A 25,088-nucleotide genomic window follows, 5' to 3' on the forward strand; every position below is an offset into this window, starting at 1 on the left:
GTCAGCCCTGCTCGCAGCCCATGGTTGTATCGCTCACGCCGTCCAGCTTGGTGGCCCACGCCGTCCAGTTCTCGTCGTAGTCGTCCGCGCGGATCTCGCGGTAGAGGCAGCTGGATCCGGCGCCGAAACTGATGGCGTAGACAGTGCCGTTGATGCGCGACTCGAAGGAGTAGGCGTGGCGCTGTGTGCCGTTCTCGGCCTCCGCGTAGCCGGGCGGGCCGTAGCACCAGGCCTGGCCCATCATGCCGGGCTCGGTCCAGAAGCAGACCCGCCCGGGGGGCGTCGCGACGCCCGGTCGGGTGGCGTGGGGTTCGGCGGTGGCCGAAGGGGCGACCGCGGTCAGAAGGGCCGCGACGGCGGCGGTGACTACGGCGGTTCCGAAGCGCATGCGAGTGAACTCCCGGGGCTGGTCGATGCGTTGTGCATGACCTCAATCCCCAGCGTTTGCGCAGGTAAGCGCGCTGTCACCCGGAGTGATTACTAGTAGTACCGGTGGTGCGGCCACCCGACGGCGACCGCACCGCTCAACGTCCGAATCAGTGCCCGAATCAGTGCCCGGGTCGGCGCCCCGTCGGGATGCCGATCGGCATCCCGGTCGGCGCCCCTAATCAGGATGCGTCCGGCGGTACCTGCGGTCCCAGCGCTCCAGACGTTCCTTCCGGATGCGGTAGTCACGGTAGTTCTTGGGGACGCCACCGCCGCCACCTCCGGCGCCACCGCTTCCGCCCGCGCCGCTCCCGCTGCTGCTCTTTCCCGAGCCCCCGCGGTCGTACTGCTGGATCATGAAGAAGACGAGCGCCGCGGCGGCCAGCCACAGAATTGGCTGGCTGAAACCCAGGCCGATCAGCGTAAGAAGCAGGACCACCAGCAGAATATTCATGCCAGCACCTCCTCGGCGTAGCTGAGTCAACGCCCGCTGTCACTCGGTGTCAATGGCTTTCTCGTGGGTGTGTTTGAGTCGTGCGCGGGCCGTCACGGCGTCCGGGCCCGTCACCTGATCCCAGAAGCGGTGGCAGGTGACGAACACCGCCAACTCCCTTTCCCGCGAGCGGAGTTTCTCTACTTCCGCTTGTTCGTCCGGGGTCCATCCTGGAGAGGCCGGGCGCTCCACCTTGCGCCAGCCGTGGTCGTCGCTGAAGCCGTCGAGCGGCGTGACCGACCAGGGGAGCCGCTTCAGCAGGGCCAGGAGTTCGGCCCGGACCTGGTGCAGTTCCTCCTGACCCGCGAGGAGGTCGTCAGGGAAGTCGTATGCAGGGGTTGCAGGCACGCGGTAATGCTACTCCTGTTCGAATTTTGAGTGCGAGGGGTCTCGTGTGGTCTGGCGAGGTCTCGTGGGTCTCGTGGGCGGGACGACTTCACGCCCGCGTCTCATTCGCGGCAAGCTGTAGACATGTGCCGAAGCATCAAGACGCTCCGTCCGCCCGCCATCCCCGAGGACGCCACCGAGGAGGAGATCCGGGCCGCCGCGCTCCAGTACGTGCGCAAGATCTCGGGGTTCCGTGCCCCGGCCGCGCACAACCGCGAGGTCTTCGACCGTGCCGTGGACGCGGTCGCCGAAGCCACCGCCGAGCTGCTCGCCGGGATCGAGGTGCGAGGGGGCAAGCCGCGGGTGACCGAAGAAGCCCCAGCGGCCTAGTTCGCCGTCACCGTGCGCGGTCGCCGCACCAGGAACGCCGCCCCCGCGCCCGCCGCGAAAAGCGCGACCAGTGAGACGCCCGTGGCCAGCCACGTCGCGCCGAGCCACTGCCCGCCGAAGTAGCCGAGCGCGACGCTGTAGCCCGCCCAGGCCACCCCCGCGAGCGCCGACCACGGCAGGAACTCACGCACCTTGCGGTGTGCCGCGCCCGCCGCGAGCGAGACGATCGAGCGGCCCGCAGGGGCGAAGCGTGCGACGACGACCAGGACGCCGCCGCCCCGGGCGAGTGCCGTGCCGAGTCGTTCCTGCGCGGTGGTGAGGCGGCGCGAGCGGGCGATGGCGCGGTCCAGACGCTTGTTGCCGCGCCAGGCGAGACGGTAGACGGCCAGGTCGCCGAGTACCGAAGCGGTGGCCGCGCAGAGCAGCAGGAGCAGGATGTCGGGGACCTCGCGCGCGACGCTCCCCGCCCCCGTGCTCGCCGTACCGGCCGCGGTCGCCGCCGTGGCCGCCGTGATGACGAGGACGCCGCTCGGCAGCACGGGCAGGACGATGTCGAAGAGCACGGAAAGTGCCACTACCGCGTAGATCCATGGGCTGCTGGTCAGTGAGCCCAGACTCTCAAGCACCGAAATTCCCCGTAATTCCCCGGTCGACGACTTGGCTGCCGCGACGTCGCGAGGAACGGCAGGGGCGGCTTGGTGACAGCTGTACAGCGTACGCCGCGCTCGCCGCCGGAGATCCGCTGGGGGCTCATATGTTCGCTACATCACGTTCACCCGGCTGCCGCTCCCGACGCGGCGTACGGCGCCGAAGTCCCGTACCAACAGAGTGAGTCAACGGACGGTACGGAAGGAGCGGGACGATGGTGGCAGGAATGCTCGCCGGGGCCCTGGCGGCGGCGGTTTTCGCGGCGGGCGGCGGCGTGGTCGGCGGGGATGATGCGCCTTGTTACCGGGAGCGGGTCGGGGCGCGGTTCGCGCCGCCCACGGCCTTCATCCCCTCGTCGGCGATCACGTACGACCAGAAGCTCGTGCCCGCCGGATCCTCGATCGAGGTCGAGCAGCGCGGCGGTCCCGGCGACATGGCGGTCACGGTGCGGGTGAAGGGCCTGAAACCGGGGCACGCGTACGGCGCCCACGTGCACCAGAAGCCGTGCGGCGCCGACCCGGCCGCGGCCGGCGGGCACTACCAGCACCGCGAGGACCCGGTTCAGCCCTCGAAGGACCCGGCCTACGCCAACCCGGAGAACGAGGTCTGGCTGGACTTCACCGCGGACCCGGACGGCTCGGGCGGGGCGAGCGCCCGCCACGGCTGGGAGTTCCGCGCGGGCGGCGCCGGATCCGTCGTGCTGCACCGGGAGCAGGGCGGCGCTGGGGACCGGGTGGCGTGCTTCACGGTGCCGTTCGCTCCCGTCGGCTGACGTCCTTGAACGTGCCGAACGTGCCGAGTGTGCAGAACGTGCCGGTGCCCTCTTCCTCGTAGACCTACGAGGAAGAGGGCACCGGCATATGAGCGCGTGCGCGTCAGGCGGCCACCGGCGTCCGCTCCGACGCCGTCTCGTCCTCGCGCTCGCCGCGCGAGGCGAAGAGGCGGTCGAGGCCGAGGGCGCCCGAGCCGGTGAAGACGAACAGGAGCATGGCCCAGCAGAAGATCGCGGAGGCCTCTCCGCCGTTCTGCAGCGGCCACAGGGCTTCCGGCTGGTGCACCTTGAAGTAGGCGTACGCCATCGAGCCCGACGAGATGAAAGCCGCGGCGCGGGTGCCGAGGCCGAGGGCGACCAGGGCGCCGCCGACCAACTGGATGACGGCCGCGTACCAGCCGGGCCAGGTGCCGGCGTCGACCGTGCCGCCGCCCATCGCGCCGCCGAGCACTCCGAAGAGCGATGCGGCGCCGTGGCAGGCGAAGAGCAGGCCTATGACGATGCGGAAAAGCCCGAGGGCGTAGGGCTGGGCGCTGTTGAGACGTCCAGTCATGGGGGGTCTCCTTCGGTTTTCGGGGACGGTAACCGAGCGGAGGCCCAAGGTTAGGGGTGCCTAATCAATGCTTGCAAGTTCAACATCTGGCCATTCGGGGGATTCCGCTTCCCTCGCGGACGGGATCACTCCACTCGTGGAGGGGGTCTCCGCCGCTCCCGCCGCCGTCCGCAACGCGGCCCGCGCCACCGCGTCCGCGTCCGACAAGGTCACCGAGTCGACGCCGGGCCTGGCCCCTGCGGCTGTCACCCAGTGCACACCCTCGGTGGGCACTCCGAACGCGAACCGCCTTGCGTGGGAACGACCTTGACGGTCAATCAGGTGATAGGGGCGGGGTGTGACGTCGACGCCTCCGGTCTCGTAGCCGTCGACGACGTGGGCGCGACACTGGCCGGTGTCGAGGAGCCGCCCGAGCAGCTCGTCGGCGGTGCGCCGCACGTCCGGTTCGGGGAGCCGGGCCTCGACGACTGTGGTGACGGACACATTCGACCCCGGTACGTCGGGGGAGTGCGCGAGATACGCCCCGTCCGCGGGCCGCACGTCGAGACGCGGGCCGAGCACCTCGACGACACCCGCCTCGATCAGCGCCGTCATCTCCTCGATGCGGCGCCGGGGCGGGCCGATCGAGAGAAAGGCGTTCAGGGGCGTGTACCAGCGGTCCAGGTGCTCGCGGCGGGACGCCCCGGCCAGGCCGCCGTGGTCGAGGATCAGGCGGAGTTCGTTGCGCAGGTCGCGCAGCACGTCCAGGGCGGACTTCAGCGGACTGGCCACGTTTCCGAGGGCTGCCTGCGCGGTGTCCTCGCGCAGATACACGAGCAGCCAGGTGCGGAAGTCGTCCGGGGAGCGGAAAATTTGGCCGAAGTAGGGCTGTGCAAGCCGGTCCCAGGACCACCGTGCTGCCTCGGGTATCCCGAACTCATCAAGAACCAGGGCCTCTTGAGGGCTGTGGTGCGGCGCCGCGAGGAAGGCGTCCCGCAAGTCCTTCGCCCGCTCGCCGGGTTGGGCGAGGGCGGTGTAGTAGACCGTCTCCACCTCCTTCGCGACGAGCGGCCATATCTCGTCCAGGAAGTCCGGGGCGTCACCGCTGTCCGCCCGCTTGCGGAAGCGGGCTATGACGTCGGAGGTGAGGACGAGCGGCTCGTGCCGTCCGTACGCGCCCTTCGCGTTGTCACCGCGCGCCTGGTAGGGGATGCCGCGCCGCGACCCCGCGTACAGCTTCGGCTCGCGCCCTGAGGGCTGATAGCGCAGACCGCCCCCCGGCGCCGGGGTGAAGCGCCCGCCGCGGCCCTGCGTCAGGAGCGCCATGTGGTCGAAGAAGTTCAGACCGAGGCCGCGAAGGAGGACGCGTTCGCCGGGGGCGACGGCCGACAGGTCGACGTCGGCGGGGTTGGCCGGAGGTATGTGGCGCAGGCCGTGCCGTGCGGCGTGCGCGGCGAGATGCTCCTGCCGCTCGTCGCCGACCGCGGGCAGGTGGCCCTGCGCGAGGACGACGGCGCCGAGCCCGGAGAGTTCGCTGCCGTCGTCGAGTACGAGGGTCTGGGCGCCGTCGCCCGCGCCGTCCGCGGAGTCGAGCCGCACGGCGCGTGCCGCGTGCACCTCGACCCGGACCGCTTTGGGGGCACCGCGCAGTGTCTCGGCGAAGACCCACTCCAGATAGCGGCCGTAACAGGCGCGCGTGGGGTAGTCGTCAGGGCCGAGCCCCGGCGCGTGTCCGGCGGCGGCCCACGTGTACAGGCTCGGGCCCGGCCGGATCGGCCCGGCGCAGTCGACGCTCTCGTCGGTGAAGAGGGTGACCTGGGAGGCGACCGTGTTCATGAGCAGCTCGGCCGGCTGGGCGGTCCGCCAGACGTGTCCCGATCCCGGCGGCGAGGGGTCGATGACGTGGACCGTCAGCCGTGTCCCCGGCGCCAGGAGTTCGGCCGCCGAGGCGCAGAGGCGCTCCAGGACACTCGTGCCGCGGGGCCCCGCGCCGACGACGGCGACAGCGATGTCATGTGCCGGGGCGGCCGCTGCGAATGGTGCGGACAAGGGCGTGACTCCCGGGCGTGCGAGGGGGTGGTGGGGGATGTGGTGGGGGCAGAGGGGGTGGGTGGTGCGGGTGGGGAAAGCGGACGGTCCGCCTCATCATGCCGCCGGAAGTCCGGAAGTCGAACCCCGAAGCGGGGGATCGTCAGACGGGTGTGGCCTGTGTCACGTGACTCCTGCCGGGCCCCGGTGACGTTTGCGGGGCTATGGGAAGCGGCGGGGCTATAGGGGCCATAGGGGCTATTGCGGCTGAAGAGAGTGCAGGCTCACGAAAGCCGGGATTCCTGCGTCGTCACGAGCCGTACGCCGCTGCTGCCCGCACCCTTCATCACCTGCGCCTGATCGAGCCGCACCTGGGCCGAACGGCCCCGCAGCGTCAGCGTCATGAGCTGGTTGCCGAACCAGGGCCCGCCCGTCTTGCGCCATTTGATGGCCGCCCGGGTTATTCGTCCGTGCCGTACGAAGCGGCGGCCCAGGGCGCGGCCCACCTTGCTCCAGCCGAAGTGGAAGCCCAGCTTGATCGACGCGGGAATGGAGTTGTGGACGGGGGAGCACGTCAGCTGCAGGACGCGGGCATCGGGGCCGCCGCCGTCCGGCCAGGTCGGTTCCGCGATGTACGCGTGGTGGACGTCGCCGGAGAGCACGCACACCGTCGCCGGGGCGCCCGCCCCCGTGCCCGCCTCGGCGATCAGGTCCGTCAGCGCGTCGAAGGAGGAGGGGAACGCCGCCCAGTGCTCCAAGTCCGAACGCCTGCGCAGGTTCTCGCCGAAGCGGGCCCAGCGCGCGCCCCGCTCGCCACGGCAGAGCGCGGCGTTCCAGCCCTCGGCGTCATGGATGAGGTGGGGAAGGAGCCAGGGCAGCGACGTACCGATCAGGAGATGGTCGTAGCCACCCGTGCCACCCGTGTCGCCCGCGCCACCCGTGCTGCCCGCGCCACCCGTGCCGTCGAGGGCCTGCTCGCGCAGCCAGCGGGCCTCGTCCGGGTCGATCATCGCGCGGTTCTGCTCGTCCAGGACGCGCGCCGCCCGGGTGTCGACCATGAGCAGGCGTACGCGGCCGAAGTCCCGGCGGTAGCTCCACCGGGTCGCCGCGGGGTCGGCGTCAGAGGCGGAGGCGAAGGCGCGCAGCGCGTCCGTGCCGTCCGGCGACGCGCGGAGCTCGGCGTACAACTCGTCCCGCTCGAGCTCGGCGGGCGGCAGATTGCCGAGGTGCTGATAGACCCAGTACGACATCAGTCCGCTCAGCACGCGCTCGCGCCACCAGGGCGTGGCGCGCATCTCCGCGAGCCAGGACGCACTGGTGTTCCAGTCATCGATCACGTCGTGATCATCGAAGATCATGCAGCTCGGCACGGTGGAGAGCAGCCACCGGACCTCGGGGTCGAGCCACGATTCGTAGTAGAGGTGGGTGTACTCCTCGTAGTCCGCGACCTGGTCGCCCGGCGGGTCGTTCAGGTTCCGCCGTGCCGCGAGCCAGCGACGCGTCGCCTCGGACGTGTTGTCCGCGTACACCTGGTCGCCCAGGAGGAGCAGGACGTCCGGCCGGTCGGCGTCCGTGCCGCCCGCGATGCGGGCGGCCAGGGTGTCCAGGGCGTCGGGCCCGACCGGGTCGTGCTCCCCGCTCGGCGGGGCGGCCCAGCGGCAGGAGCCGAAGGTGACACGCAGGGCCTCGTCGTCGCCCCCGCCCGGCGTGCGGATGGTGCTCGGCGGGAAGGGCGAGTCCTGCGGCGGCCACACGGGGGCTTCGCTGTCGCCGAGCCGCACCTCGTACGCGGTCTCGGAGCCCGGACGCAGACCCGTGACCGGGATGAGCGCGTAGTGGTGGCCCGCGATCTGGAACGTGTTCGCCGTGCCCTTGGCGCCGTCCTCGCACCGCACTTCGGCGGTGCAGGGACGGTCGGTCTCGACCCATACCGTCGCCGTCGAACCGTCGACGTACCTCAGCAGCGGACCCAGGCGCAGCCGTGCCACGATGATCACTCTCCTCCGTCGCCCCGTACGGTACGGAACGACGGAGGCCGGTGGGGAGGTTCCGGGGATTCCCCCTGGTTACAGGCCCGTGACGTCACTGCTTGCGGGCCGGTGACCTCAGCAGCCGTTGAGGATCGAGGACAGCTTGCTCTTCTCCTCCGCGTTCACCGTGAGGCTGTAGTGGTGCTTCACGTCCACCCACATCCGTGCGTAGTAGCAGTGGTACGAGGTGGTGGGCGGCAGCCACTTCGCCGGGTCCTTGTCGCCCTTGGCCTGGTTGACGTTGTCGGTGACGGCGATCAGCTGCGGGCGGGTGAGGTCGTTGGCGAAACCTTCCCTCTGGGCGTTGGTCCAGCTGCTCGCGCCGGACTTCCAGGCCTCGGAGAGCGGGACGACGTGGTCGATGTCGACATCGCCCGACGCGGTCCAGGTGCCGCCGTCGTAGGGGGACTTCCAGGTGCCCGACGTGGCCGCGCAGCTGGAGTCCTGCTCGACGTTCGTGCCGTCGCGCTTGAGGACGACCTCGCGGGTGTTGCAGGCGCCGGACTGGGTGCTCCAGTGCGGGAACTTCTCCCGGCTGTAGCCGTCGGACGAGCCCTCGGCCTTCTCCGTGAGCTGGCCCAGGTAGGTGCGGGCGGTCGCGGCGGAGACCGGCGCGGGGGGAGCGGCCTGGGCGGGGGCGCCGGTGAGCAGGGCCGCGCCGGAGGCGAGCGCGGTCAGGGCGGTGAGAGTGGCGAGGCGTCGACGCGCGTAGACAGCGGACATACGAACTCCCTGGGTGTGGGGGGATGTTGGCCGTTGGGGTGGCCATGCTGACGCGGTGGGGTTTCCGGTGGATGTGCGTCAAGTGACAGGGTCGCGTCAATCAGGTGGTCAGTTCAAGAGTTCTGGCGCCGTGTCATGTCCATTCATCTGTAAGGGAGTTGGCGAACGGATGTCCGAGAGCCCGGGGAGTGTGACCCGGGTCACTTATTCGGAGGGTCGAAAGGCCCTGGCCCGAGGGGTGCGGACGTCCCGTACGATGGATGGCGCAGAAGGGGAGTAGCTCTTCGCCGGACCGTCGACATACTGCTCAGCTCGTCTGAGCCGGCGCCCGGAGGCAGACCCCGTCATCGACGTGGTCGGCCAGCGAGACCTTCGGCAAGCAGTACCCGACGTACATGACCGTGTACGTCCGTGTGTGCTGCCGTGCCGAGGTGTCGTACTGATGTACAGATTGCTCTCGGTGGGGCAGCCCCGACCGATTGAGGAACCTTGATCAGCATCAGCGTGATGGCGCTCGTCTTCGGCGTCGTCTTCCTTGCCGAACTCCCGGACAAGACAGCGCTGGCCGGGCTCGTCCTCGGGACGCGCTACCGCGCCTCGTACGTCTTCGTCGGGGTCGCGGCCGCCTTCGTCGTCCATGTCGTGCTCGCCGTGGCGGCGGGCAGTGTCCTTACGCTCCTGCCGCAGCAACTCCTTCACGCGATCACCGGCATCCTCTTCCTGGGTGGAGCGGCGATGCTGCTCCTGAAGGGCGGCGACGAGGAGGAAGAGGTCCGAGAGCCCAAGGACCAGAGCTTCTGGAAGGTCTCCGGCGCGGGATTCATGCTGATCCTGGTCGCGGAGTTCGGTGACCTGACGCAGATCATGACCGCGAACCTGGCCGCCCGGTACGACGACCCGCTCTCCGTGGGTCTGGGTGCGGTGCTCGCGCTGTGGGCGGTCGCCGGGCTCGGGATCGTCGGCGGAAAGGCGCTGATGAAGCGCGTGCCGCTCTCGCTCATCACCAAGATCGCCGCACTCCTGATGCTGGCGCTCGGGCTGTGGAGCCTGTACGAGGCGATTGCCTGAGGCGTCTGACCGGCGCCTGTGAGGGGTGTGACCTGCGCTGCTGGCGCCTGGAGGCCCCTTTTTGTATCGTGGAGGAACAAAGTAGCTCCGCCCGTGTTCCCTGACCGGCGGGCGGGGCTGCCTTGATTCTTCCGCGATCCTTCCGCGACCTTTCCTCCGCGGAATCTCTCTCTGTGCTCTGGAGTGCGCCGATGACGGCTGAGACCGCCTCTGTTCTGACCACCCGGGCCCTCCTCCTGGACATGGACGGAACCCTCGTCAACTCCGACGCGGTGGTCGAGCGCTGCTGGCGGCGCTGGGCCGAGCGGTACGGGCTCGACTTCGACGAGGTCATCAAGGTCGTCCACGGGCGGCAGGGGTACGCGTCGATGGCGGTGCTCCTTCCGGAGCGGCCCATGGAGGAGAACTACGCGGAGAACCGCGAGATGCTGGTCGCTGAGACCGCGGACATGGAGGGCGTCGTTCCCATACCGGGAGCCGCTGCCTTCCTGGCGTCCCTCGAGGGGCTGCCGCACGCGCTCGTGACGTCCGCCGATGTGCCGCTGTCCACCGGGCGGATGGCCGCCGCCGGTCTCTCGCTTCCCGCCGTGCGCGTCACCGCGGAGAGCGTGGGGGCGAGCAAGCCCGATCCCGAGGGGTTCCTCAAGGGGGCCGCCGAGCTCGGGTTCGACCCTGCTGACTGCGTTGTCTTCGAGGACTCAGGGGCGGGGATCGCCGCGGGGCTCGCGGCGGGCATGCGGGTCGTGGGTATCGGCCCAAGGGCTGGGGAGTTCGGGCCCACCGTGCATGTCGCTGACTTGACGCAGGTGCGGGTCGCCGCCGCTGAGGGCGGGACGCTTCGGCTGACGTTCGGCTGACGTCTGGTTCAGGCTGCGAGGGGCTGCAAGGCGCCCGGCATCTTCGCGATGCCGGGCGCTTTGCTGTTCGGCGCCCGGCAGCGGAGGCGAGTCGAAGTGAGGCGAGGGCGAGTCGAGTCGACGTGAGGCGGCTACCGGGGTTGCCGATGCTGCCGCGGTTTCGATGTCTCCGCCTCGAGTGCCGCCCGCGTCTCCTCCCCGTAGACCCCCTTCGCGTCTTTCCGCGTTCCCCGGGCGAACTGGTAGCGGGCCACCGCGTCCGTGACCGGGGCGTCGTAGGTGCCGTCGGTCTCGCCCATGTACAGGTACAGCTGTTGCAGGCGCTGCTGCAGCTCCTCGACCTCCGGGCCGCTGTCACCCTGGCGCAGGACTGTGCCGGTCGACGGTGCGTCCGCCTTCGCCGAATCCGTTGCCCGCGCCGTCGATCGGCTCGGCGGCCGGGTGGGCCTGTCCTTGTCCGAGGCCGTGCGTGACGGTGACGGGGGCGGGCTCGCCTTCTGTGACGCGGACGACGGGGCCGAGGCCGAGGACGCGGGCGCGGAGGGTGGCGGGGAAACCGCCGTCGGCGTCGACTCCTTGGCGGCGGAATCGGACGGAGCGTTCATCGCACGGGTCGGCACGTCCGGCAGCGCTCGATCGTCCCGCTGCGGCTTGTCGGGCGGGAGCAGCACCGCCGCGAGCACGGCGACGGTCACCACGGCCACCGCGCCCATGCCCGCGTACAGACCGATACGAACACGCCGCGGCTCCGGTTCTTCATCGTGCGGCAGAGGGGCCGCGGGCGAGGACAGATGCGGGCCGCCCTCCGACGTACGGCCCTCCGCGCCGCTCTCCGACGCACGGCCCTCCGCGCCGCCCGCCGCGAACAGCCCCACGTCCGCCGACCGCGGGAGAGCCACCGTCTCCGGCGGGAGAGGGAGCGAGGGGGCCGGTTCAGGTTCAGGCACAGCCTCGTCCGCCGACCCGGGCTCCGGCAGCGTCACGTAAGGACGTATCCGCAGCGGATCGAAGTCCTCCGCCGCGGCGGCGTCCGCGGACCTCGCCTCTCGCGCCGCGTCGGCGGCCCGCTCCGTACAGCCGCAGGCAGGCGCGCTGCCCGGCTCCCGCGACGTACCGCATTCGGGACACAGCCGACCGTCTCGTTCGCCGTCGGCGCCGTTCGGACGTCTTTCCGCGCTGCTCACCTTTCGCACCCCACCCCTAGAGAACTCCAGCGATTATGCAGATCCCGGCCTCAACAGGCCATAAGGGGTCCAACGGACGAGGAGGGAGGAGGGCGCGGAGGGTGCCCTCAACCTGCCTTCGGGGCCAGTTTCTTGACGTACCAGCACTCGGCGTACATCCGCTCGGTAAGTGGCTCGCTCTCCTCGTAACCGTGTCGTGCGTAGAGCGCCCTGGCCTCGACCAGATCGAGGCGCGTGTCGAGGATGATGCGCTCCGCACCGAGCGCGCGGGCCGCGTCCTCGGCGGCGGCGAGGAGGAGTGCGGCGCCGCCCTTGCCGCGCTTGTCCTCGCGGATGAAGACGCGCTTGAGTTCGGCGGTACTGACGTCCTTCATGTCGCCCATCAGCCGCACTCCGGCGGTCCCCGCGGGCTCGCCCCCGTGGCGGGCGACAAGGAGTACACCGTTGGGCGGGCGGAGGTCGTCGCCCGTCTCCGCCGCGACCTCGCGCTCCAGCTCTTCGGGTGCGGTCCTTCGCCCCTGGTGAAGGAGGTAGTACCGGTCGCTGACCTCCGTGTAGTACGAGCGCCAGAGCGCGGCGGTGACAGGGGAGTCGACGGCTTCGGGGGCGACGGTCCAGGAGGTATCGATAGGGCTGCTCATGGGGCCATTCTCAGGAGGCGACCGCCCTGCCCCGCAAACGAATTACGGCGCCCTGCCCGCTGCTCAGTCCGTGCGCCCCGTCGCGGCGACGCTCACGCCGAGCCCGATCATGGTGAGCCCGCCGACCCCGCCGACCATCGAGAGCCGCCGCGGCGAGTGCGCGAACCAGCCGCGCGCGGTGGCGGCGACCAGGCCCCACACACTGTCGGACGCCACGGCGATCGCATTGAAGACGAGGCCGAGCACCAGCATCTGCAGCATGACGTGCCCCTGCTCGCGGTCGACGAACTGCGGAAGAACGGCGGCGAAGAAGACGATGGTCTTGGGGTTGGCCACACCGACCGCGAACCCTTCCCACAACGTCCGCAGACCGCCGCTGCGCGCAGGTCCTTCACCGCTGAACGCCGCGTGCAGCGAGCCGCGTCGGCGCACCGCCTTGACCCCCAGATACACCAAGTAGGCGGCGCCGAGCAGCTTGAGCGCCGTGAAGACGACGACCGAGCGCTCCACGACGGACCCGACCCCGAGCGCGACGGCCACGACGAGCACGTACGCGCCGATCGTGTTCCCCACCACCGTCGTCAGCGCGGCCCGCCGCCCCTGCGCAAGGGCCCGCCCGATCACGAACAGGACACTGGGCCCGGGAACCACGATCAGCAGGAACGACATGGCCGCGAAGGCGGGTATCCGGTCGGTGGACATCATGGGCCCATCGCACCACGGGGGCGGTGCGCGCCGGTATCGCTTTTCCCCGCTCCCGGAGGCTTTCCTGGCTGCCGCTAGCTCTTGGGCGCGGCCTGCTGCACGACCTCGAAGGACCACACCGCGGAGCTGGTCGACGCGGGCTTGGGCCGCTCCCCGCCGGCTGCGCCGCCGCCCTGGTGCGCCGACTTCATGGGGCCTTCCATCCACGCCTTGAACGACTCCTCGTCACGCCACCGCGTGTAGACCAGGTAGTCGTCGGTGCCCTCGATGGGGCGCAGCAGCTCGAACCACTCGAATCCGTCGGAGTTCTCCACGGCGCTGGCGCGGGACGCGAAGCGCTTCTCCAGGATCTCCCGCTGCTCGACGGGTACGGCCAGGACGTTGATCTTTACGATGCTCATGCGCCCATCCTCGCGCATGCCCCCTACGCGCTCGGTCCGGGTGCCTTCCGCTCGGGTTCGGTCATAGGTTCATTGTCACGAGGACCCGTGCTTTCGCGCCAAGGGCGATTTAGGATGCGGCGGCGCGGTGTACGGAGCGGGGCGTGGTGCGCTCCGGGGGTTCGCGTCCGGTTCGGCGAGAGTGGGGGAGCGTACGTGCTGGAGTTGACCATGGCTTCTTTGGCCGGGGCGGATGAGGGGGCGACCGCGGGCATGCTCATGGCGGACGCGCCGAGCGCGCCGGGTGCCGTGTTGCGGGTGGGGCGTGATGGTGGCGTGTGCCGCCTGGTGCCGCCCGACGACTGGCTGTTCGTGTCGCGTACGCATCTGGAGTTCCGCTGCGGGCCCGACGGGGCCTGGGCCGTCACCTGGCTGCGCGGATCGCATCCCGAGCCCGCGGCGGAGGTACGGCTCACTGTGGGTGGGGTGGCGTCGCCCCTTGAGTACGGGGGGACGGCACCGCTGCCCCGTGGCGGCTCCGGCGATGTCGTCATCCGCGATCGTGCCGGGCCGCGCAGCGTGAACGTCGGGTTCTTTCACGAGAGTTGAGAGGGGGAGGGAGGGAGGGGAGGGTGGGGCTGGAGGGTCAGTCCAGTACGCGGGCCAGGGCCAGGCCGTCGTAGCCCTTCGTGCCCACCGTCTGCAGTGCCGTGCCGGTCAGCTTCGGGTGCCGGGCGATGAGTTCGAGCGCCTCGCGCGTGCCCTGCACGCTGGGGTCGGTGCTGTCCGCGTCGGCCACCCCACCGCTTCGCACGACGTTGTCGACGATGATCAGGCTGCCGGGGCGGGTGAGCTTGAGCGACCACTCGACGTAGTGCGGGTTGTTCGCCTTGTCCGCGTCGATGAAGACCAGGTCGAAGGGGGCCGTGTCCTCGGCCACCAGCGCGGCGAGCGAGTCGAGGGCTGGGCCCACCCGGACCTCGGTGAGCTTGTCGAGGCCGGCGCGGGCGAGGTTGCCGCGGGCCACGTCGGCGTGGACCGGGGAGTACTCCAGGGTGATCAGGCGGCCGTCCGCGGGCAGGGCGCGGGCCAGCCAGATCGTGCTGTAGCCGCCGAGCGTGCCGATCTCGAGGATGCGGTGCGCGCCCTGGATCTGGGCGAGGAGCTGAAGCAGCTTGCCCTGGTTCGGCGCGACGCTGATCTGCGGAAGACCGGCGGCGTCGCTGTCGTGCAGGGCCGCGGTCAGTGCCTCGTCGGCGGGGGCGAGCAGGCCGGTGAAGTAGGTGTCCACCGCGGTCCATTGCTGCTGGGTCATGGGGGCCTTTCCGGGTGTTCATTAGGTTCGCTAACGATGTTAGTGGGGTGAGGGTCGATTGTCAGTGGGGACTCGCATACTGGGGTTGTCGGGCCGGGTCGGCCGGACATGGGCTGGGCCGCGGGGCGGGGGGCTGGGATGACTTACGGGACTGAGCGGGTGTTGCCCGCGGTGGAGATCCGGGGGCTTGCCGATCGTTGGCTGCCGCTGATGGCTTCGCCGGGCAAGGAACAGGGGAGTGACGCGGGCGCGGGGGACTTCGTGTGCTCGCCCGCCGGGTTGTGGCTCGCGCTGGCCGCCGTCGCGGTGGGCGCGCGGGAGGAGACCGCCGGGGAGCTGCGGGAGTTGCTCGGCGTCGCGGGTGAGGAGGCCGCCGGTGTGGTCGAGGCAGCCGCGCGGGCTCTGGCCGGTACGGACGCGATGGCCGTCGCCACCCGCGTGTGGAGCCGGGTCCCGGTGTACCGCGCCTATCGGGAAGCGCTGCCGGACGTGGGATTCGGGCCGATGGACCCGGACGGCATCGACGCGTGGGTGCGGGAGGCGACGGGCGGTCTGATCCAGCGACTGCCGGTGGTGATCACTCCGGATGTGCTGCTGGTTCTCGTCAATGCCCTTGCTCTCAAAGCGCGTTGGGAGATCCCCTTCGAAGGGGCGGGCACGCGCGACCAGGACTTCACGGACGCGTTCGGCGTGCGGCACCGGGTGCCCACCATGCATCGGCCCGTTCCGCTGAACTGCGCCTGGACGGTGGGCGGCGCGAGCGTCGTCGAACTGAAGTGCCGGGCGGAGGACGGGGTGGAGGGCGGGGCTGAGGGCGGGCGTGCGCCTGCCCGGGTGCGGTTCGTGCTCGGCGAGCCGGGGGCGGGGGCGGCTGAGGTGCTGCCGCTCGCGTGGGCGCCTGAGGGGCGGTGGACCGGGATCGACGCCGAGCAGATCAACATGGCGCTGCCGCGGTTGTCCTTGCGGACGCGGATCGATGCGACGGAGCAGTTGGCCGCGCTCGGTGTGCAGTGGGCCATGAGCGAGGGGGCCGACTTCTCCGGGATGTCGCCGGAGCGGCTCGCGATATCGCAGGTGGTGCAGGAGGCGGTGGTGAAGGTCGCGGAGGAGGGGGTTGAGGCGGCGGCGGTTACGGCTGTGCCTATGGCGCCGGGCGGGGCGTATGTGCCTCGGCGGATCGAGTGGATCGCCTTCAACCGGCCCTTTGGGGTTGTGGTGCTTGACGGGGTGGGGGACGTGCCCTTGTTTGCGGCTTGGCAGGCGGGGGCGCCGACGGGGTAGGGGGCGGGCCGACCCTGCGGGGCATTTCCCCAACCCCGCCCCTTCCCACAAACCCGCTCGGCGCGGGGGCCTACTGCCTTGCGCGTGCCGTCATCACCGGCTTCGCCGAGTTCGTCCTCAAACGCCGGACGGGCTGGAGCATTCCGGCCAGGCGGGGGGGCTCAGCTGGAAGAGGATGCCTCCACCGCCGGCGGCGACCCCGGCAGTGGCTTGCCCGCGCTCTCGCTCATGAACCACACCGCGATCCCGCCCACCACGGCCGCGGCCATCATGTAGTACGCGGGCATCATCATGTTCCCCGTCGCCCCGATCAGCGCCGTCACGACCAGCGGTGTCGTGCCTCCGAAGATCGACACGGAGATGTTGAAGCCGATGGAGAGCGAGCCGTAGCGGACCTTGGTCGGGAAGAGGGCGGGGAGTGTCGACGGCATCGAGGCCGTGAAGCAGACCAGGAGCAGGCCGAGCGCCGCCATGCCGAGGCCGATGGCCCAGAGCGAGCCCTCGCGGATCAGGAGCAGGGCGGGGACCGAGAGGAGCAGGAAGCCCGCGCAGCCCGCGGCGATCACCGGGCGGCGGCCCACGCGGTCCGTCAGCGCGCCCGCGAACGGCTGGACGCACATCATCAGCGCCATCACGGCGAGCACGACCATCAGCCCGTGCGTCTCGTCGTACTTCAGCTCGCTCGTCAGGTAGCTCGGCATGTACGAGAGCAGCATGTAGTCGGTGACGTTGAAGACCAGGACGAGGCCCATGCACAGGAGCAGCGCCTTCCACTGGCCCGTGACCATGTCGCGCAGGCGCACCTTCGGGCGGGACTGCTCGTCCTTCTGCGCCTTGGCGAGCTCCGCCGCGAACGCGGGGGTCTCCTCGAGGCGCATCCGCAGGTACAGGCCGATCAGGCCCATCGGGCCCGCGATCAGGAACGGGATGCGCCAGCCCCAGGTGAGGAGGTCCTCCGAGGACAGGAGCGCCGTCATCAGGGTGACCAGGCCCGCGCCGCCGATGTAGCCGGCCAGTGTGCCGAACTCCAGCCAGCTGCCGAAGAAGCCCCGCTTCTTGTCGGGGGCGTACTCGGCGATGAAGGTGGACGCGCCCGCGTACTCGCCGCCCGTCGAGAAGCCCTGCACCAGGCGGGCGATCAGCAGGAGGATCGGGGCGCCCACGCCGATGGAGGCGTAGGAGGGGATCAGGCCGATCGCGAAGGTGCCCGCCGCCATCATGATCATGGTGAGGGCGAGAATCTTCTGGCGGCCGATGCGGTCGCCGAGCGGCCCGAAGACCATGCCGCCGAGCGGGCGGATCAGGAACGCCGCCGCGAACGCGCCGAAGGTGGAGAGCAGCTGGGCCGTGGGGTTGCCCGACGGGAAGAAGACCTTGCCGAGGGTCACGGCGATGTAGCTGTAGACGCCGAAGTCGAACCACTCCATCGCGTTGCCGAGAGCGGCCGCCTTCACCGCCCGCTTGACCAGCGCCGGGTCGACGACGGTGACCTCCGCCGCAGTGGGCGTGGGCGTGGGCGACGAGGACGGCGGGGCCTCGGTCTGCCGAGCTACGGGTGCGGCGGATGCGGCTGCCGGCAAGGGTTCGCTCGCCTGCCTCTCGGTTGACGACAAGGACAGAGCCGCCCGGTGAGAGGCGGCTCGAAAACGACCATAGGTGTAGGCAGCATCATTACGTTGGGTACCCGGTCAACCGCACACTGCCGGAAAAGTGCCGCTATCCAGGGCGAATGGTTCCGCTTGTGGAGAGGGCGAGAAGGCATCCTTGTGACCTATGTCGCGCCTTGTGCGGGGAACCGCGCCCCACGGTCCTGGCAGTCATCTCATGTGCGGGGAGTGGACTGTTTGTGGAGGTCCGGCAGCAGTCGGACGAATCCAGCCAGTTAGGAAGTCCACACAAAAGCCGGTAGAAAGCGGTGTGGCTGACAGGTGAAATGGAGGTTGCGCGCGTCTCTCCCGAGGGCGCGTGCCTTTCGGAGCCGGCTGCGGACCCGCAGTCGACCGGCACATCTCGGAGCCGACGGTGAACTCCCGGAGCCGACCGGGCGTTGGAAACGAGCAGAGGACGACGAGCGGGGCGGGAGGGCCGACAACGCGTGGCGAATGTTGAGCACGGAGGGCACGGAGGACCGGGAAATGCCTTTGGGGCCGGAGGGCCAGGCACACCAACGGCACGGATCGGGGCGGTCCGTGCCGCCCTCTGGCTGGTCGCCGCCGTACTGGCGCTGCGGCAGCTGATCGTCGTCCTGCGTACGCCGGAAGGGGACCGGCTCACCGATCTGGAGACCTGGATCGGCCCGGAAGGCGTCCTCCATGTGAACGGCTCCTTCTACGACACGGACAAGTTCACCGGCACCCCCTTCGCCGGACTCGTGCTCAAGCCCTTCTCCCGCGCGGCCGAGCAGGCGCTCGGCTGGGGCTGGACGTTCGGCACGCTGGCCTTGGTCATAGTCCTCGGCATGGTCGCGGCGCGTGCCCTTCCGCAGCCCGTGGCCCGACGCACCTCGCTGCTCGCCGCGCCCGTCGCGATCTGCCTCCTGATGCTGTCGCTCCCGGTGCGCAACACCCTGTACCTGGGCCAGACCAGCATCATTCCCGTACTCCTCGTGCTGCTCGGTTGCTTCGCGGTCCGTGGCGAACGGGCCAGCGGCATCCTCATCGGCATAGGAGCCGCGCTCCAGCCCACCGTGCTGCTCTTCGCCGCCCTGTTCTGGTTCACCGGCCGCAGACGCGCATCGGCCTCCACCGGCGCCACCTTCCTCGCCTGCACCGCGCTCGCCTGGGCCGCGATGCCGCACGACTCCTGGACGTACTGGGTGCACCACCTGGCGGGAGCGGGCCTCGGCGCGAGCCCCGGTGGTCTCGCCAACCAGTCGCTGCACGGTGCGCTGCTCCGGTTCGGCCTCGAAGGACCGCTGGAGATCGGCCTCTTCGTCGCCCTGGGTACGGCCGTCATCGGGCTCGGCCTGCGCCGCGCCGTCCGCTATGCCAAGGACGGACAGCTCCTCCTCGCCGTCGCGATCACCGGCTGCGTCGCGGTCGCCGTCTCGCCGACGACCTGGCAGCACCAGCTCCTGTGGGTGCTGCTCGCGGTGGTCGGCAGGGTCGGCAAGAAGCAGTCCGACCGGTACATGTGGCCAGTGGCCGTCGTCCTGGTCTCGACGCTGCCCGCGAAGATGATGCTGCCGAACATGCCGGTCGTGGAGCCCGTCCGGGACAACATCGTGCTGATCGCCGCGCTCGCCGCGGCCACCGTCGTGCCGTTCCTGTCCCGTACGGCTCCGCAGTACCAGGCGCCCATCCCCACCGACTACGCCGAGCCCGTGCCCGCGCGCTGGAGCTGGGTGCCGCTGCTCCCGTTCTGGCGCCGGGTCACCACGCGGCCGAACCTGCTGCTCGAACTGCTCCTGATCCGCGTCGGCTACTCCGCCTACCAGCAGGCGCGGCTCGCCGCCACGGGCGGCACCAACTCGGGCGGCCGTGCCACCGCCGAGCACCACGGCGCACAGATCCACTCGATCGAGCAGTTCCTGCGGATCGACATCGAGCACTGGGTCAACCACACGGTGGTGAACATCGGCTGGCTCAAGGAGTTCTTCAACTTCTACTACACGTCGTTCCACTTCGTGGTGCCGCTGACCATCCTCGGCGTCCTCTACGTCCGGCGCCCCGCCGACTACCGCTGGGCACGCTCCGCGCTCGGCTTCGCGACGGTCCTCGCACTCGTCGGGTTCTGGCTCTACCCGCTGGCCCCGCCGCGCCTGATGCCCGACCTCGGCTTCATCGACACGGTCCACGGCGTGCAGGACTTCAGCAAGCCGGAGTACGGCACACTGACCGCGCTCACCAACCAGTACGCGGCGATGCCCTCGCTGCACTTCGGCTGGTCGCTGTGGTGCGGTGTGGTGATCGTGGCCCTCGCGCCGAAGTGGTGGATGAAGGCCCTCGGCCTGCTGCACCCGCTGTTCACGGTCTCCGCGATCGTCGCCACCGGGAACCACTGGGTCCTCGACGCGGTGGGCGGCGCGACCGTCGTCGGCGCCGGATTCGGCCTCGGCCATCTCCTCGCAGGGCCCCGCGTGGGAAGGACCCTGAAGGTGGGGACGGGGGCGGAGCCGGTCATCGACATGTCGAAGGACTCGGCGAAGGACCGTACCCCGAGCTGATCTTGTACGTCCCCGGCGTGGACACCGTGAGCCGGGTGAAGTCGCCGTGCTGCTTCAGGCAGGCTCCCTCTGCCCGAAGCCACGGCGAGTACACCAGGCGCAGCGTCACCGGCTTCCGCGTGGGAACGCGGACCACCATGGCCGAGCCGGTCGACTGCACGACGGACGCGGGCTTCGACACCATCGGCACCGGGTCCTTCACCCGGAACACGCGCCAGTACGAGTCCCGCCACACCGGCTCGAGCCACTTGGGGCCACTGGCGACAAGGGCGGCCTCGTCCTCGGCGAACCCGTCCGGCTTGCCCGAAGGCAGCACCACGTAGCCGACCGCCCACTTGTCCAGCCACGCCCGGTAGGTGGCGGCCGAGAAGGTCCCGTCGTAGAAGAGGCGGCCACGCTCGATGTCGAGCTGCCGGTTCCAGCCGCGCGCCATGTTCACGTACGGAGCAAGGGCCGTGGCCTCGCGGTGATTGCGGGCCGGGACCACCTCCACGCGCCCCCGGTCGGCGTCGAGGCGCTCCAGCTCCTCCACCACGCCCTTGGTGTCGGCGGCCCACTTGGGCACGGTCGTCGACACCGTCAGATCGTCCGCCGTCTTCTGCCCCACCCAGGCCGTGGACAGGACGAGCGCGATGATGAGCACGGTCCTGCGTACGCGGGACAGCGAGGGCATCAGGAGCGCGGCGAGCAGCGCGGCGGGCGCGAGCAGTTCGGCGAGGCGCTCCACGTTCGTGCCGATGGGGGACGGGATGAGATACGTCAGGACCGTCCCTGCCGCGTACACCCCGGCGCCCCACCGCAGCACCCGCCACTCGCGCGGCGCCGCCACGATGAGCGCCAGGCTGAACGCCACGGGCGGGAAGATCCGGTCGAACGGCATCAGCTGCTCGCCGTTGAAGGGGAAGAGCACGGTCGTCGCCCCCACGACCACCACCGGCGGCACGATGAGCGCCGCGGCCCGCCCCCAGTCACGTACGAGGAAATAGGCGGCGCCCGCCACCACGAGGAAGAGGCCCGCCACCGGACTGGACATGGTGGCGAGTGCCGCGCACACCACGGCGGCCCCCACGCGCCGCTCCCGCACGAGCACCAGACACGCGGCGAACCCGAAGGCGATGCCGAGCGCGAACGTGGTGCGCCCCGAGGCGACGTTGCACCACACCGCGAGCGAGGCGAGCACCGCCGGCCACAGCGGGCGCCGTACCCCGGTGCGTTCGATCAGCGCGGCGACCAGCCAGGCCCCGGCGACGCCCGACACCACCGTCACCGTCTTCACGCCGAGGGCGGCCATCAAGTAGGGCGAGATCAGGCTGTAGTTGGCGGTGTGCATGCCGCCGTACCAGAAGAGGCCGTACGCGGATGCCCCGTGCTCGGAGGCGAAGCGCGCCCAGGCCTCCTGTGCCGCGAGGTCGCCGCCGCCGGTGGCGAGGAACGCCGCCCACACCGCGTACAGCGGGAGCGTGGGCAGGGTGGCGATGAGCGGGATGCGGTGGCGTCGGCAGAACTCGCGGAGGGAGGTCTTCCGCTCCTTGGGTGCGCTGCCTGATGGCGCGAGGGAGAAGTCGGCGGAGACCAAGGCGACCGTTTCCGTTCGAAGTCTTGGAGAGGCAAAAAGAGGCAAGAAGGGGCAAGGCTTGCTTCTCAAGACGCGTAACGCAACGGAAACGTTGGCTGCGGGCGGCACCTGACCGGATATGCACCCTGGCTGCGCCGACAGCCGGGGGAAGGCAGGGGCGGGGCGTAGGGAAGAGTGCCCCTGCCTCCCTGGCGGCAGGTCAGCCGGTGTTGACCTGCAGTTCCTTGACTCCGTTCAGCCAGGCCGAGCGGAGCCTGCGGGGGTCGGAGACCAGGCGCAGATCGGGCAGGGCATCCGCGATCGCGTTGAAGATGAGGTTGATCTCCAGGACCGCGAGCGACTTGCCGAGGCAGAAGTGCGGGCCTCCGCCGCCGAATCCGAGGTGCGGGTTCGGGTCGCGTGAGATGTCGAACTTCTCCGGCTCGTCGAACACTTCGGGGTCGTTGTTGGCCGAGGAGTAGAAGATGCCGACGCGGTCGCCCTTCTTGATCGTCACGTCCCCGAGTTCGGTGTCCTGGGTCGCGGTGCGCTGGAAGGAGACGACGGGGGTCGCCCAGCGCACGATCTCCTCGGCGGTGGTATCGGGTCGCTCGCGCTTGAAGAGCTCCCACTGCTCGGGGTGCGTGAGGAAGGCGTGCATGCCGTGGGTGATGGCGTTGCGGGTCGTCTCGTTCCCGGCCACGGCGAGCAGGATGACGAAGAAGCCGAATTCGTCGGAGGAGAGGTTGCCCTCGTCCTCGGCCGCCACCAGCTGGCTGACGATGTCCTTGGCCGGGCACTCCTTGCGGGCGGCTGCGAGGTTCATCGCGTAGGAGACGATCTCCATGGCCGCCTCGGCGCCGACCTCCTCGGTGATCGCGTACTCCGGGTCGTCGTAGGCCGCCATCTTGTTGGACCAGTCGAAGATTTTCGTCCGGTCGTCCTGGGGTACGCCGATGAGCTCGGCGATGGCCTGGAGGGGGAGTTCGACGGCGACGTTCGTGACGAAGTCGAAGGAGCCGTCGGCCGAGGCGTTCGCCAGGGCCGTCTCGACGATGGAGCTCGCGCGATGGCGCAGGGCGTCTTCGAGCGAGCGTATGGCGCGTGGCGTGAAGCCGCGCTGCACGATCTGGCGGACCCGTGTGTGCTCGGGCGGGTCCATGTTCAACATGATCATCTTCTGGACCTCGATCTGGTCCCGGCTGATCGTCTCGTTGAAGCGGATGACCGCGGTGTTGAGGTTCGAGGAGAACAACTCCGGGTGCGTGGAGACGTACTTGACGTCCGCGTGTCGCGTGACGGCCCAGTAGCCCGCGTCGTCGAAGCCGGAGATGCGCGGCGGCTGGGTGATCCAGCGCACCGGTTCCGTCTGCCGCAGCTGGGCGAACTCCGGTAGGGGTACGCGCTCTTGGAGCAGGTCGGGGTCGGTGAAGTCGAACCCGTCGGGCAGCGCTGGACAGGGCATCGGCAACTCCAGGAGCTCGGTCGGGCAGCGTCACTTTTCTTCTGACGGTCCATCAGGAGATGTCCCGCAAGGTAGTAACGGGTTCTACAAGTGGCAAGGCCCACGGCGAGCCGTCTTTCGTGCAGGTAGTGCGCAAGGTGCGTGCAAGCCCCTTGCGGTGCCGGGCTCCCGCTCAGCAGACTGCATACAGAACTAGAACGCGTACTAGTTCTCCGTGTGGGTGCCGGGACGCCCCCGCGGGATGTGGATGGAGAGGACGCCCATGGCCGCGGAACCTGTCATCGTCGAAGCCGTACGCACCCCCATAGGTAAGCGCGGCGGCGCGCTCGCCAATCTCCACCCCGCCTATCTGCTCGGCGAGACCTACCGAGAGCTCCTCGGGCGCACGGGCATCCACGCGGACTGCGTCGAGCAGATCGTGGGCGGCACCGTGACCCACGCCGGGGAGCAGTCCATGAATCCGGCGCGCACGGCCTGGCTCACGATGGGCCTTCCGTACGAGACCGCCGCGACGACGGTGGACTGTCAGTGCGGCTCGTCGCAGCAGGCGAGCCACATGGTCGCGAACATGGTCGCGGCCGGTGTCATCGACGTGGGGATCAGCTGCGGCGTCGAGGCGATGTCACGGGTGCCGCTGGGGTCAGGATCCAAGCACGGGCCCGGCAAGCCGTTCCCCGAGGAGTGGAACGTAGACCTGCCCAATCAGTTCGAGGCGGCCGAGCGCATCGCACGCAACCGGGGTCTCACGCGGGAGAACGTCGACTCGCTCGGCCTCATCTCGCAGGAGCGGGCCGGCATCGCCTGGGCCGAGGAGCGCTTCAAACGCGAGACGTTCGCCGTCCAGGTCCCCACGACGGAGGAGGAGCAGGCCGCCGGGCAGGGCATGTGGCGGCTCGTCGACCGGGACGAGGGGCTGCGGGACACGTCGATGGAGGGCCTCGAGCGGCTCAAGCCGGTGATGCCGACCGCCGTGCACACCGCGGGCAACTCCTCGCAGATCTCGGACGGGGCTGCGGCGATCATGTGGGCGTCGAAGCGGATGGCGCGGGCCCTGAAGCTGAAGCCGCGAGCGCGGATCGTGGCGCAGGCGCTCGTCGGGGCCGATCCGCACTTCCATCTGGACGGGCCGATCGACGCGACGCGGGCGGTCCTGGGCAAGGCGGGGATGTCCCTGAAGGACATCGACATCGTGGAGATCAACGAAGCGTTCGCCTCGGTGGTCCTGAGCTGGGCGCAGGTCTTCGAGCAGGACCTGGAGAAGGTGAACGTGAACGGGGGCGCGATCGCGCTCGGTCACCCGGTCGGGGCGACAGGGGCACGCCTGATCGCCACCGCCCTGCATGAGCTGGAGCGCCGCGACAAGGAGTTCGCGCTGGTCACGATGTGCGCGGGCGGGGCTGTGGCTACGGGGACGATCATTCAGCGGCTCTGAGTGGACTGCTCCCTCGCGTACGACGAAGGCGGCCACCCCCTCTCCGGGGGTGGCCGCCTTCGTGTGGTTCAGGGAGCCCTGGTTCAGGGAGTCCCGACGGCTCAGTACGAGCCGTTGGCCTGCCAGTGGTTCCACGCGCCGACGGGGCTGCCGTAGCGGTCGTTCATGTAGTCGAGGCCCCACTTGATCTGGGTCTCGGGGTTGGTCTTCCAGTCCGAGCCCGCCGACGCCATCTTCGAGGCGGGCAGGGCCTGGACCAGGCCGTAGGCGCCGGAGGAGGAGTTCGTGGCCTTGTGGTTCCAGCCGCTCTCGTGCTCCACGATCTTGCTGAACGCCTTGTACTGAGCGGGGTCCTTGATCATCTTCTTCGCGATCGCCTGCGAAGAGGAAGGCGCCGCGGCGGGAGCGGCGGCCGGAGCCGCGGCCTTCGCCTCGGTCGGGGCGGCGGCCTGGGCCGCGCCCGCGCTGAACACCATGCCGGTCGTGGCGAGAGCCACGGCGGCACCGGCGAGGGCCTTCTTCGGAGTGGCGATACGGCGGAAAAGCGTGGCGGACAAAGCGTGACCTTCCGTGGGGAACATGGTGTCGCGGGCATGCCGTGGGCCACGGGGTGTGGCTGGGGGAATGCGTCTGCGCCGGGGTCCTGGGCCGGGGTCCTGGGTCGGTGGCGC

General features: G+C 70.1%; 25 protein-coding genes. 8 read left to right on the top strand and 17 right to left on the bottom strand.

What is annotated here, in order from left to right; genetic code table 11:
* Position 1: 1 nt before the first annotated feature.
* The 3 genes from ACWFRJ_RS09685 to ACWFRJ_RS09695 all read right to left on the bottom strand — a co-directional run bounded on the left by ACWFRJ_RS09685 (position 2) and on the right by ACWFRJ_RS09695 (position 1,267).
* The gene (locus ACWFRJ_RS09685; RefSeq protein ID WP_453526421.1) at positions 2-388 is read right to left on the bottom strand and encodes a hypothetical protein; all 387 of its coding nucleotides are present in this window, start codon (positions 386-388) and stop codon (positions 2-4) included.
* Between the two features lie 216 nt (positions 389-604).
* Positions 605-880, bottom strand: a complete 276-nt coding sequence (locus ACWFRJ_RS09690) for a hypothetical protein (protein ID WP_453526424.1) — start codon at positions 878-880, stop codon at positions 605-607.
* Between the two features lie 39 nt (positions 881-919).
* Entirely contained in the window at positions 920-1,267 is a 348-nt protein-coding gene (locus tag ACWFRJ_RS09695; RefSeq protein WP_453526427.1) for a hypothetical protein, read from the bottom strand.
* A gap of 123 nt (positions 1,268-1,390) precedes the next feature.
* Between ACWFRJ_RS09695 and ACWFRJ_RS09700 the strand changes: the two genes are divergently transcribed.
* Positions 1,391-1,636: a DUF2277 domain-containing protein gene (locus ACWFRJ_RS09700; protein ID WP_453526429.1), complete on the top strand. Its 246-nt coding sequence runs from the start codon at positions 1,391-1,393 to the stop codon at positions 1,634-1,636.
* Here ACWFRJ_RS09700 and ACWFRJ_RS09705 read toward each other — a convergent pair.
* Entirely contained in the window at positions 1,633-2,262 is a 630-nt protein-coding gene (locus ACWFRJ_RS09705; protein ID WP_389914286.1) for a DedA family protein, read from the bottom strand. The genes ACWFRJ_RS09700 and ACWFRJ_RS09705 overlap by 4 nt on opposite strands.
* A 236-nt stretch (positions 2,263-2,498) precedes the next feature.
* Here ACWFRJ_RS09705 and ACWFRJ_RS09710 point away from each other — a divergent pair, with 236 nt between their 5' ends.
* Positions 2,499-3,056 (top strand): superoxide dismutase family protein, encoded by a 558-nt coding sequence (locus ACWFRJ_RS09710; protein WP_453526432.1) that lies wholly within the window; start codon positions 2,499-2,501, stop codon positions 3,054-3,056.
* A gap of 103 nt (positions 3,057-3,159) precedes the next feature.
* Here ACWFRJ_RS09710 and ACWFRJ_RS09715 read toward each other — a convergent pair whose 3' ends face one another.
* The 4 genes from ACWFRJ_RS09715 to ACWFRJ_RS09730 all read right to left on the bottom strand — a co-directional run bounded on the left by ACWFRJ_RS09715 (position 3,160) and on the right by ACWFRJ_RS09730 (position 8,369).
* Complete coding sequence (locus tag ACWFRJ_RS09715) at positions 3,160-3,609, bottom strand: DoxX family protein (protein ID WP_453526435.1); 450 nt, start codon at positions 3,607-3,609, stop codon at positions 3,160-3,162.
* Between the two features lie 60 nt (positions 3,610-3,669).
* Positions 3,670-5,637, bottom strand: a complete 1,968-nt coding sequence (locus tag ACWFRJ_RS09720; RefSeq protein WP_453526438.1) for an FAD/NAD(P)-binding protein — start codon at positions 5,635-5,637, stop codon at positions 3,670-3,672.
* Between the two features lie 263 nt (positions 5,638-5,900).
* The gene (locus ACWFRJ_RS09725) at positions 5,901-7,604 is read right to left on the bottom strand and encodes an alkaline phosphatase D family protein (RefSeq protein ID WP_453526441.1); all 1,704 of its coding nucleotides are present in this window, start codon (positions 7,602-7,604) and stop codon (positions 5,901-5,903) included.
* A gap of 117 nt (positions 7,605-7,721) precedes the next feature.
* Positions 7,722-8,369 carry an HNH endonuclease family protein gene (locus ACWFRJ_RS09730; protein ID WP_453526444.1) on the bottom strand — a complete coding sequence of 216 codons (648 nt, stop codon included), beginning with the start codon at positions 8,367-8,369 and terminating at the stop codon, positions 7,722-7,724.
* 489 nt (positions 8,370-8,858) lie between these two features.
* Here ACWFRJ_RS09730 and ACWFRJ_RS09735 point away from each other — a divergent pair, with 489 nt between their 5' ends.
* Positions 8,859-9,437, top strand: a complete 579-nt coding sequence (locus ACWFRJ_RS09735) for a TMEM165/GDT1 family protein (RefSeq protein WP_453526447.1) — start codon at positions 8,859-8,861, stop codon at positions 9,435-9,437.
* A 191-nt stretch (positions 9,438-9,628) separates the two neighbouring features.
* Positions 9,629-10,294: an HAD-IA family hydrolase gene (locus tag ACWFRJ_RS09740; protein ID WP_453526449.1), complete on the top strand. Its 666-nt coding sequence runs from the start codon at positions 9,629-9,631 to the stop codon at positions 10,292-10,294.
* 131 nt (positions 10,295-10,425) lie between these two features.
* On the opposite strand, the gene ACWFRJ_RS09745 is transcribed toward ACWFRJ_RS09740, so the two are convergent.
* The 4 genes from ACWFRJ_RS09745 to ACWFRJ_RS09760 all read right to left on the bottom strand — a co-directional run bounded on the left by ACWFRJ_RS09745 (position 10,426) and on the right by ACWFRJ_RS09760 (position 13,225).
* Positions 10,426-11,478: a peptidoglycan-binding domain-containing protein gene (locus tag ACWFRJ_RS09745; RefSeq protein ID WP_453526452.1), complete on the bottom strand. Its 1,053-nt coding sequence runs from the start codon at positions 11,476-11,478 to the stop codon at positions 10,426-10,428.
* A gap of 107 nt (positions 11,479-11,585) precedes the next feature.
* Entirely contained in the window at positions 11,586-12,119 is a 534-nt protein-coding gene (locus ACWFRJ_RS09750; protein WP_453526455.1) for a GNAT family N-acetyltransferase, read from the bottom strand.
* A gap of 63 nt (positions 12,120-12,182) precedes the next feature.
* A complete protein-coding gene (locus ACWFRJ_RS09755; RefSeq protein ID WP_453526458.1) occupies positions 12,183-12,824 on the bottom strand; it encodes a LysE family translocator in 642 nt (213 codons plus the stop codon).
* 74 nt (positions 12,825-12,898) lie between these two features.
* Positions 12,899-13,225, bottom strand: a complete 327-nt coding sequence (locus ACWFRJ_RS09760; RefSeq protein WP_453526461.1) for an antibiotic biosynthesis monooxygenase family protein — start codon at positions 13,223-13,225, stop codon at positions 12,899-12,901.
* A 195-nt stretch (positions 13,226-13,420) separates the two neighbouring features.
* On the opposite strand from ACWFRJ_RS09760, the gene ACWFRJ_RS09765 reads away from it, so the two are divergent.
* Positions 13,421-13,813: a hypothetical protein gene (locus tag ACWFRJ_RS09765; protein ID WP_453526464.1), complete on the top strand. Its 393-nt coding sequence runs from the start codon at positions 13,421-13,423 to the stop codon at positions 13,811-13,813.
* A 37-nt stretch (positions 13,814-13,850) separates the two neighbouring features.
* Here the strand turns inward: ACWFRJ_RS09765 and ACWFRJ_RS09770 are convergent, their stop codons facing one another.
* Entirely contained in the window at positions 13,851-14,519 is a 669-nt protein-coding gene (locus ACWFRJ_RS09770) for an O-methyltransferase (protein WP_453526466.1), read from the bottom strand.
* Positions 14,520-14,657: 138 nt separating this feature from the next.
* On the opposite strand from ACWFRJ_RS09770, the gene ACWFRJ_RS09775 reads away from it, so the two are divergent.
* Positions 14,658-15,800, top strand: coding sequence for a serpin family protein (locus ACWFRJ_RS09775; RefSeq protein ID WP_453526469.1), 1,143 nt, complete (start codon positions 14,658-14,660; stop codon positions 15,798-15,800).
* A 161-nt stretch (positions 15,801-15,961) separates the two neighbouring features.
* Here ACWFRJ_RS09775 and proP read toward each other — a convergent pair whose 3' ends face one another.
* Positions 15,962-17,380, bottom strand: a complete 1,419-nt coding sequence (gene proP / locus ACWFRJ_RS09780; RefSeq protein WP_453526471.1) for a glycine betaine/L-proline transporter ProP — start codon at positions 17,378-17,380, stop codon at positions 15,962-15,964.
* A gap of 515 nt (positions 17,381-17,895) precedes the next feature.
* Between proP and ACWFRJ_RS09785 the strand changes: the two genes are divergently transcribed.
* The gene (locus tag ACWFRJ_RS09785; protein WP_453526474.1) at positions 17,896-19,965 is read left to right on the top strand and encodes a bifunctional glycosyltransferase 87/phosphatase PAP2 family protein; all 2,070 of its coding nucleotides are present in this window, start codon (positions 17,896-17,898) and stop codon (positions 19,963-19,965) included.
* On the opposite strand, the gene ACWFRJ_RS09790 is transcribed toward ACWFRJ_RS09785, so the two are convergent.
* Both ACWFRJ_RS09790 and ACWFRJ_RS09795 read right to left on the bottom strand, forming a co-directional pair.
* Complete coding sequence (locus ACWFRJ_RS09790; RefSeq protein WP_453526477.1) at positions 19,919-21,541, bottom strand: glycosyltransferase family 87 protein; 1,623 nt, start codon at positions 21,539-21,541, stop codon at positions 19,919-19,921. The two genes, ACWFRJ_RS09785 and ACWFRJ_RS09790, sit on opposite strands and share 47 nt — an antisense overlap.
* A 199-nt stretch (positions 21,542-21,740) precedes the next feature.
* Positions 21,741-22,985: a cytochrome P450 gene (locus ACWFRJ_RS09795; protein ID WP_453526480.1), complete on the bottom strand. Its 1,245-nt coding sequence runs from the start codon at positions 22,983-22,985 to the stop codon at positions 21,741-21,743.
* Positions 22,986-23,247: 262 nt separating this feature from the next.
* Here ACWFRJ_RS09795 and ACWFRJ_RS09800 point away from each other — a divergent pair, with 262 nt between their 5' ends.
* Positions 23,248-24,417, top strand: coding sequence for a steroid 3-ketoacyl-CoA thiolase (locus ACWFRJ_RS09800; RefSeq protein ID WP_453526483.1), 1,170 nt, complete (start codon positions 23,248-23,250; stop codon positions 24,415-24,417).
* Positions 24,418-24,518: 101 nt separating this feature from the next.
* On the opposite strand, the gene ACWFRJ_RS09805 is transcribed toward ACWFRJ_RS09800, so the two are convergent.
* Positions 24,519-24,974: a lytic transglycosylase domain-containing protein gene (locus ACWFRJ_RS09805; RefSeq protein ID WP_453526486.1), complete on the bottom strand. Its 456-nt coding sequence runs from the start codon at positions 24,972-24,974 to the stop codon at positions 24,519-24,521.
* Positions 24,975-25,088: the final 114 nt, after the last annotated feature.

The organism is Streptomyces sp. NPDC055239 (genome assembly GCF_053606205.1).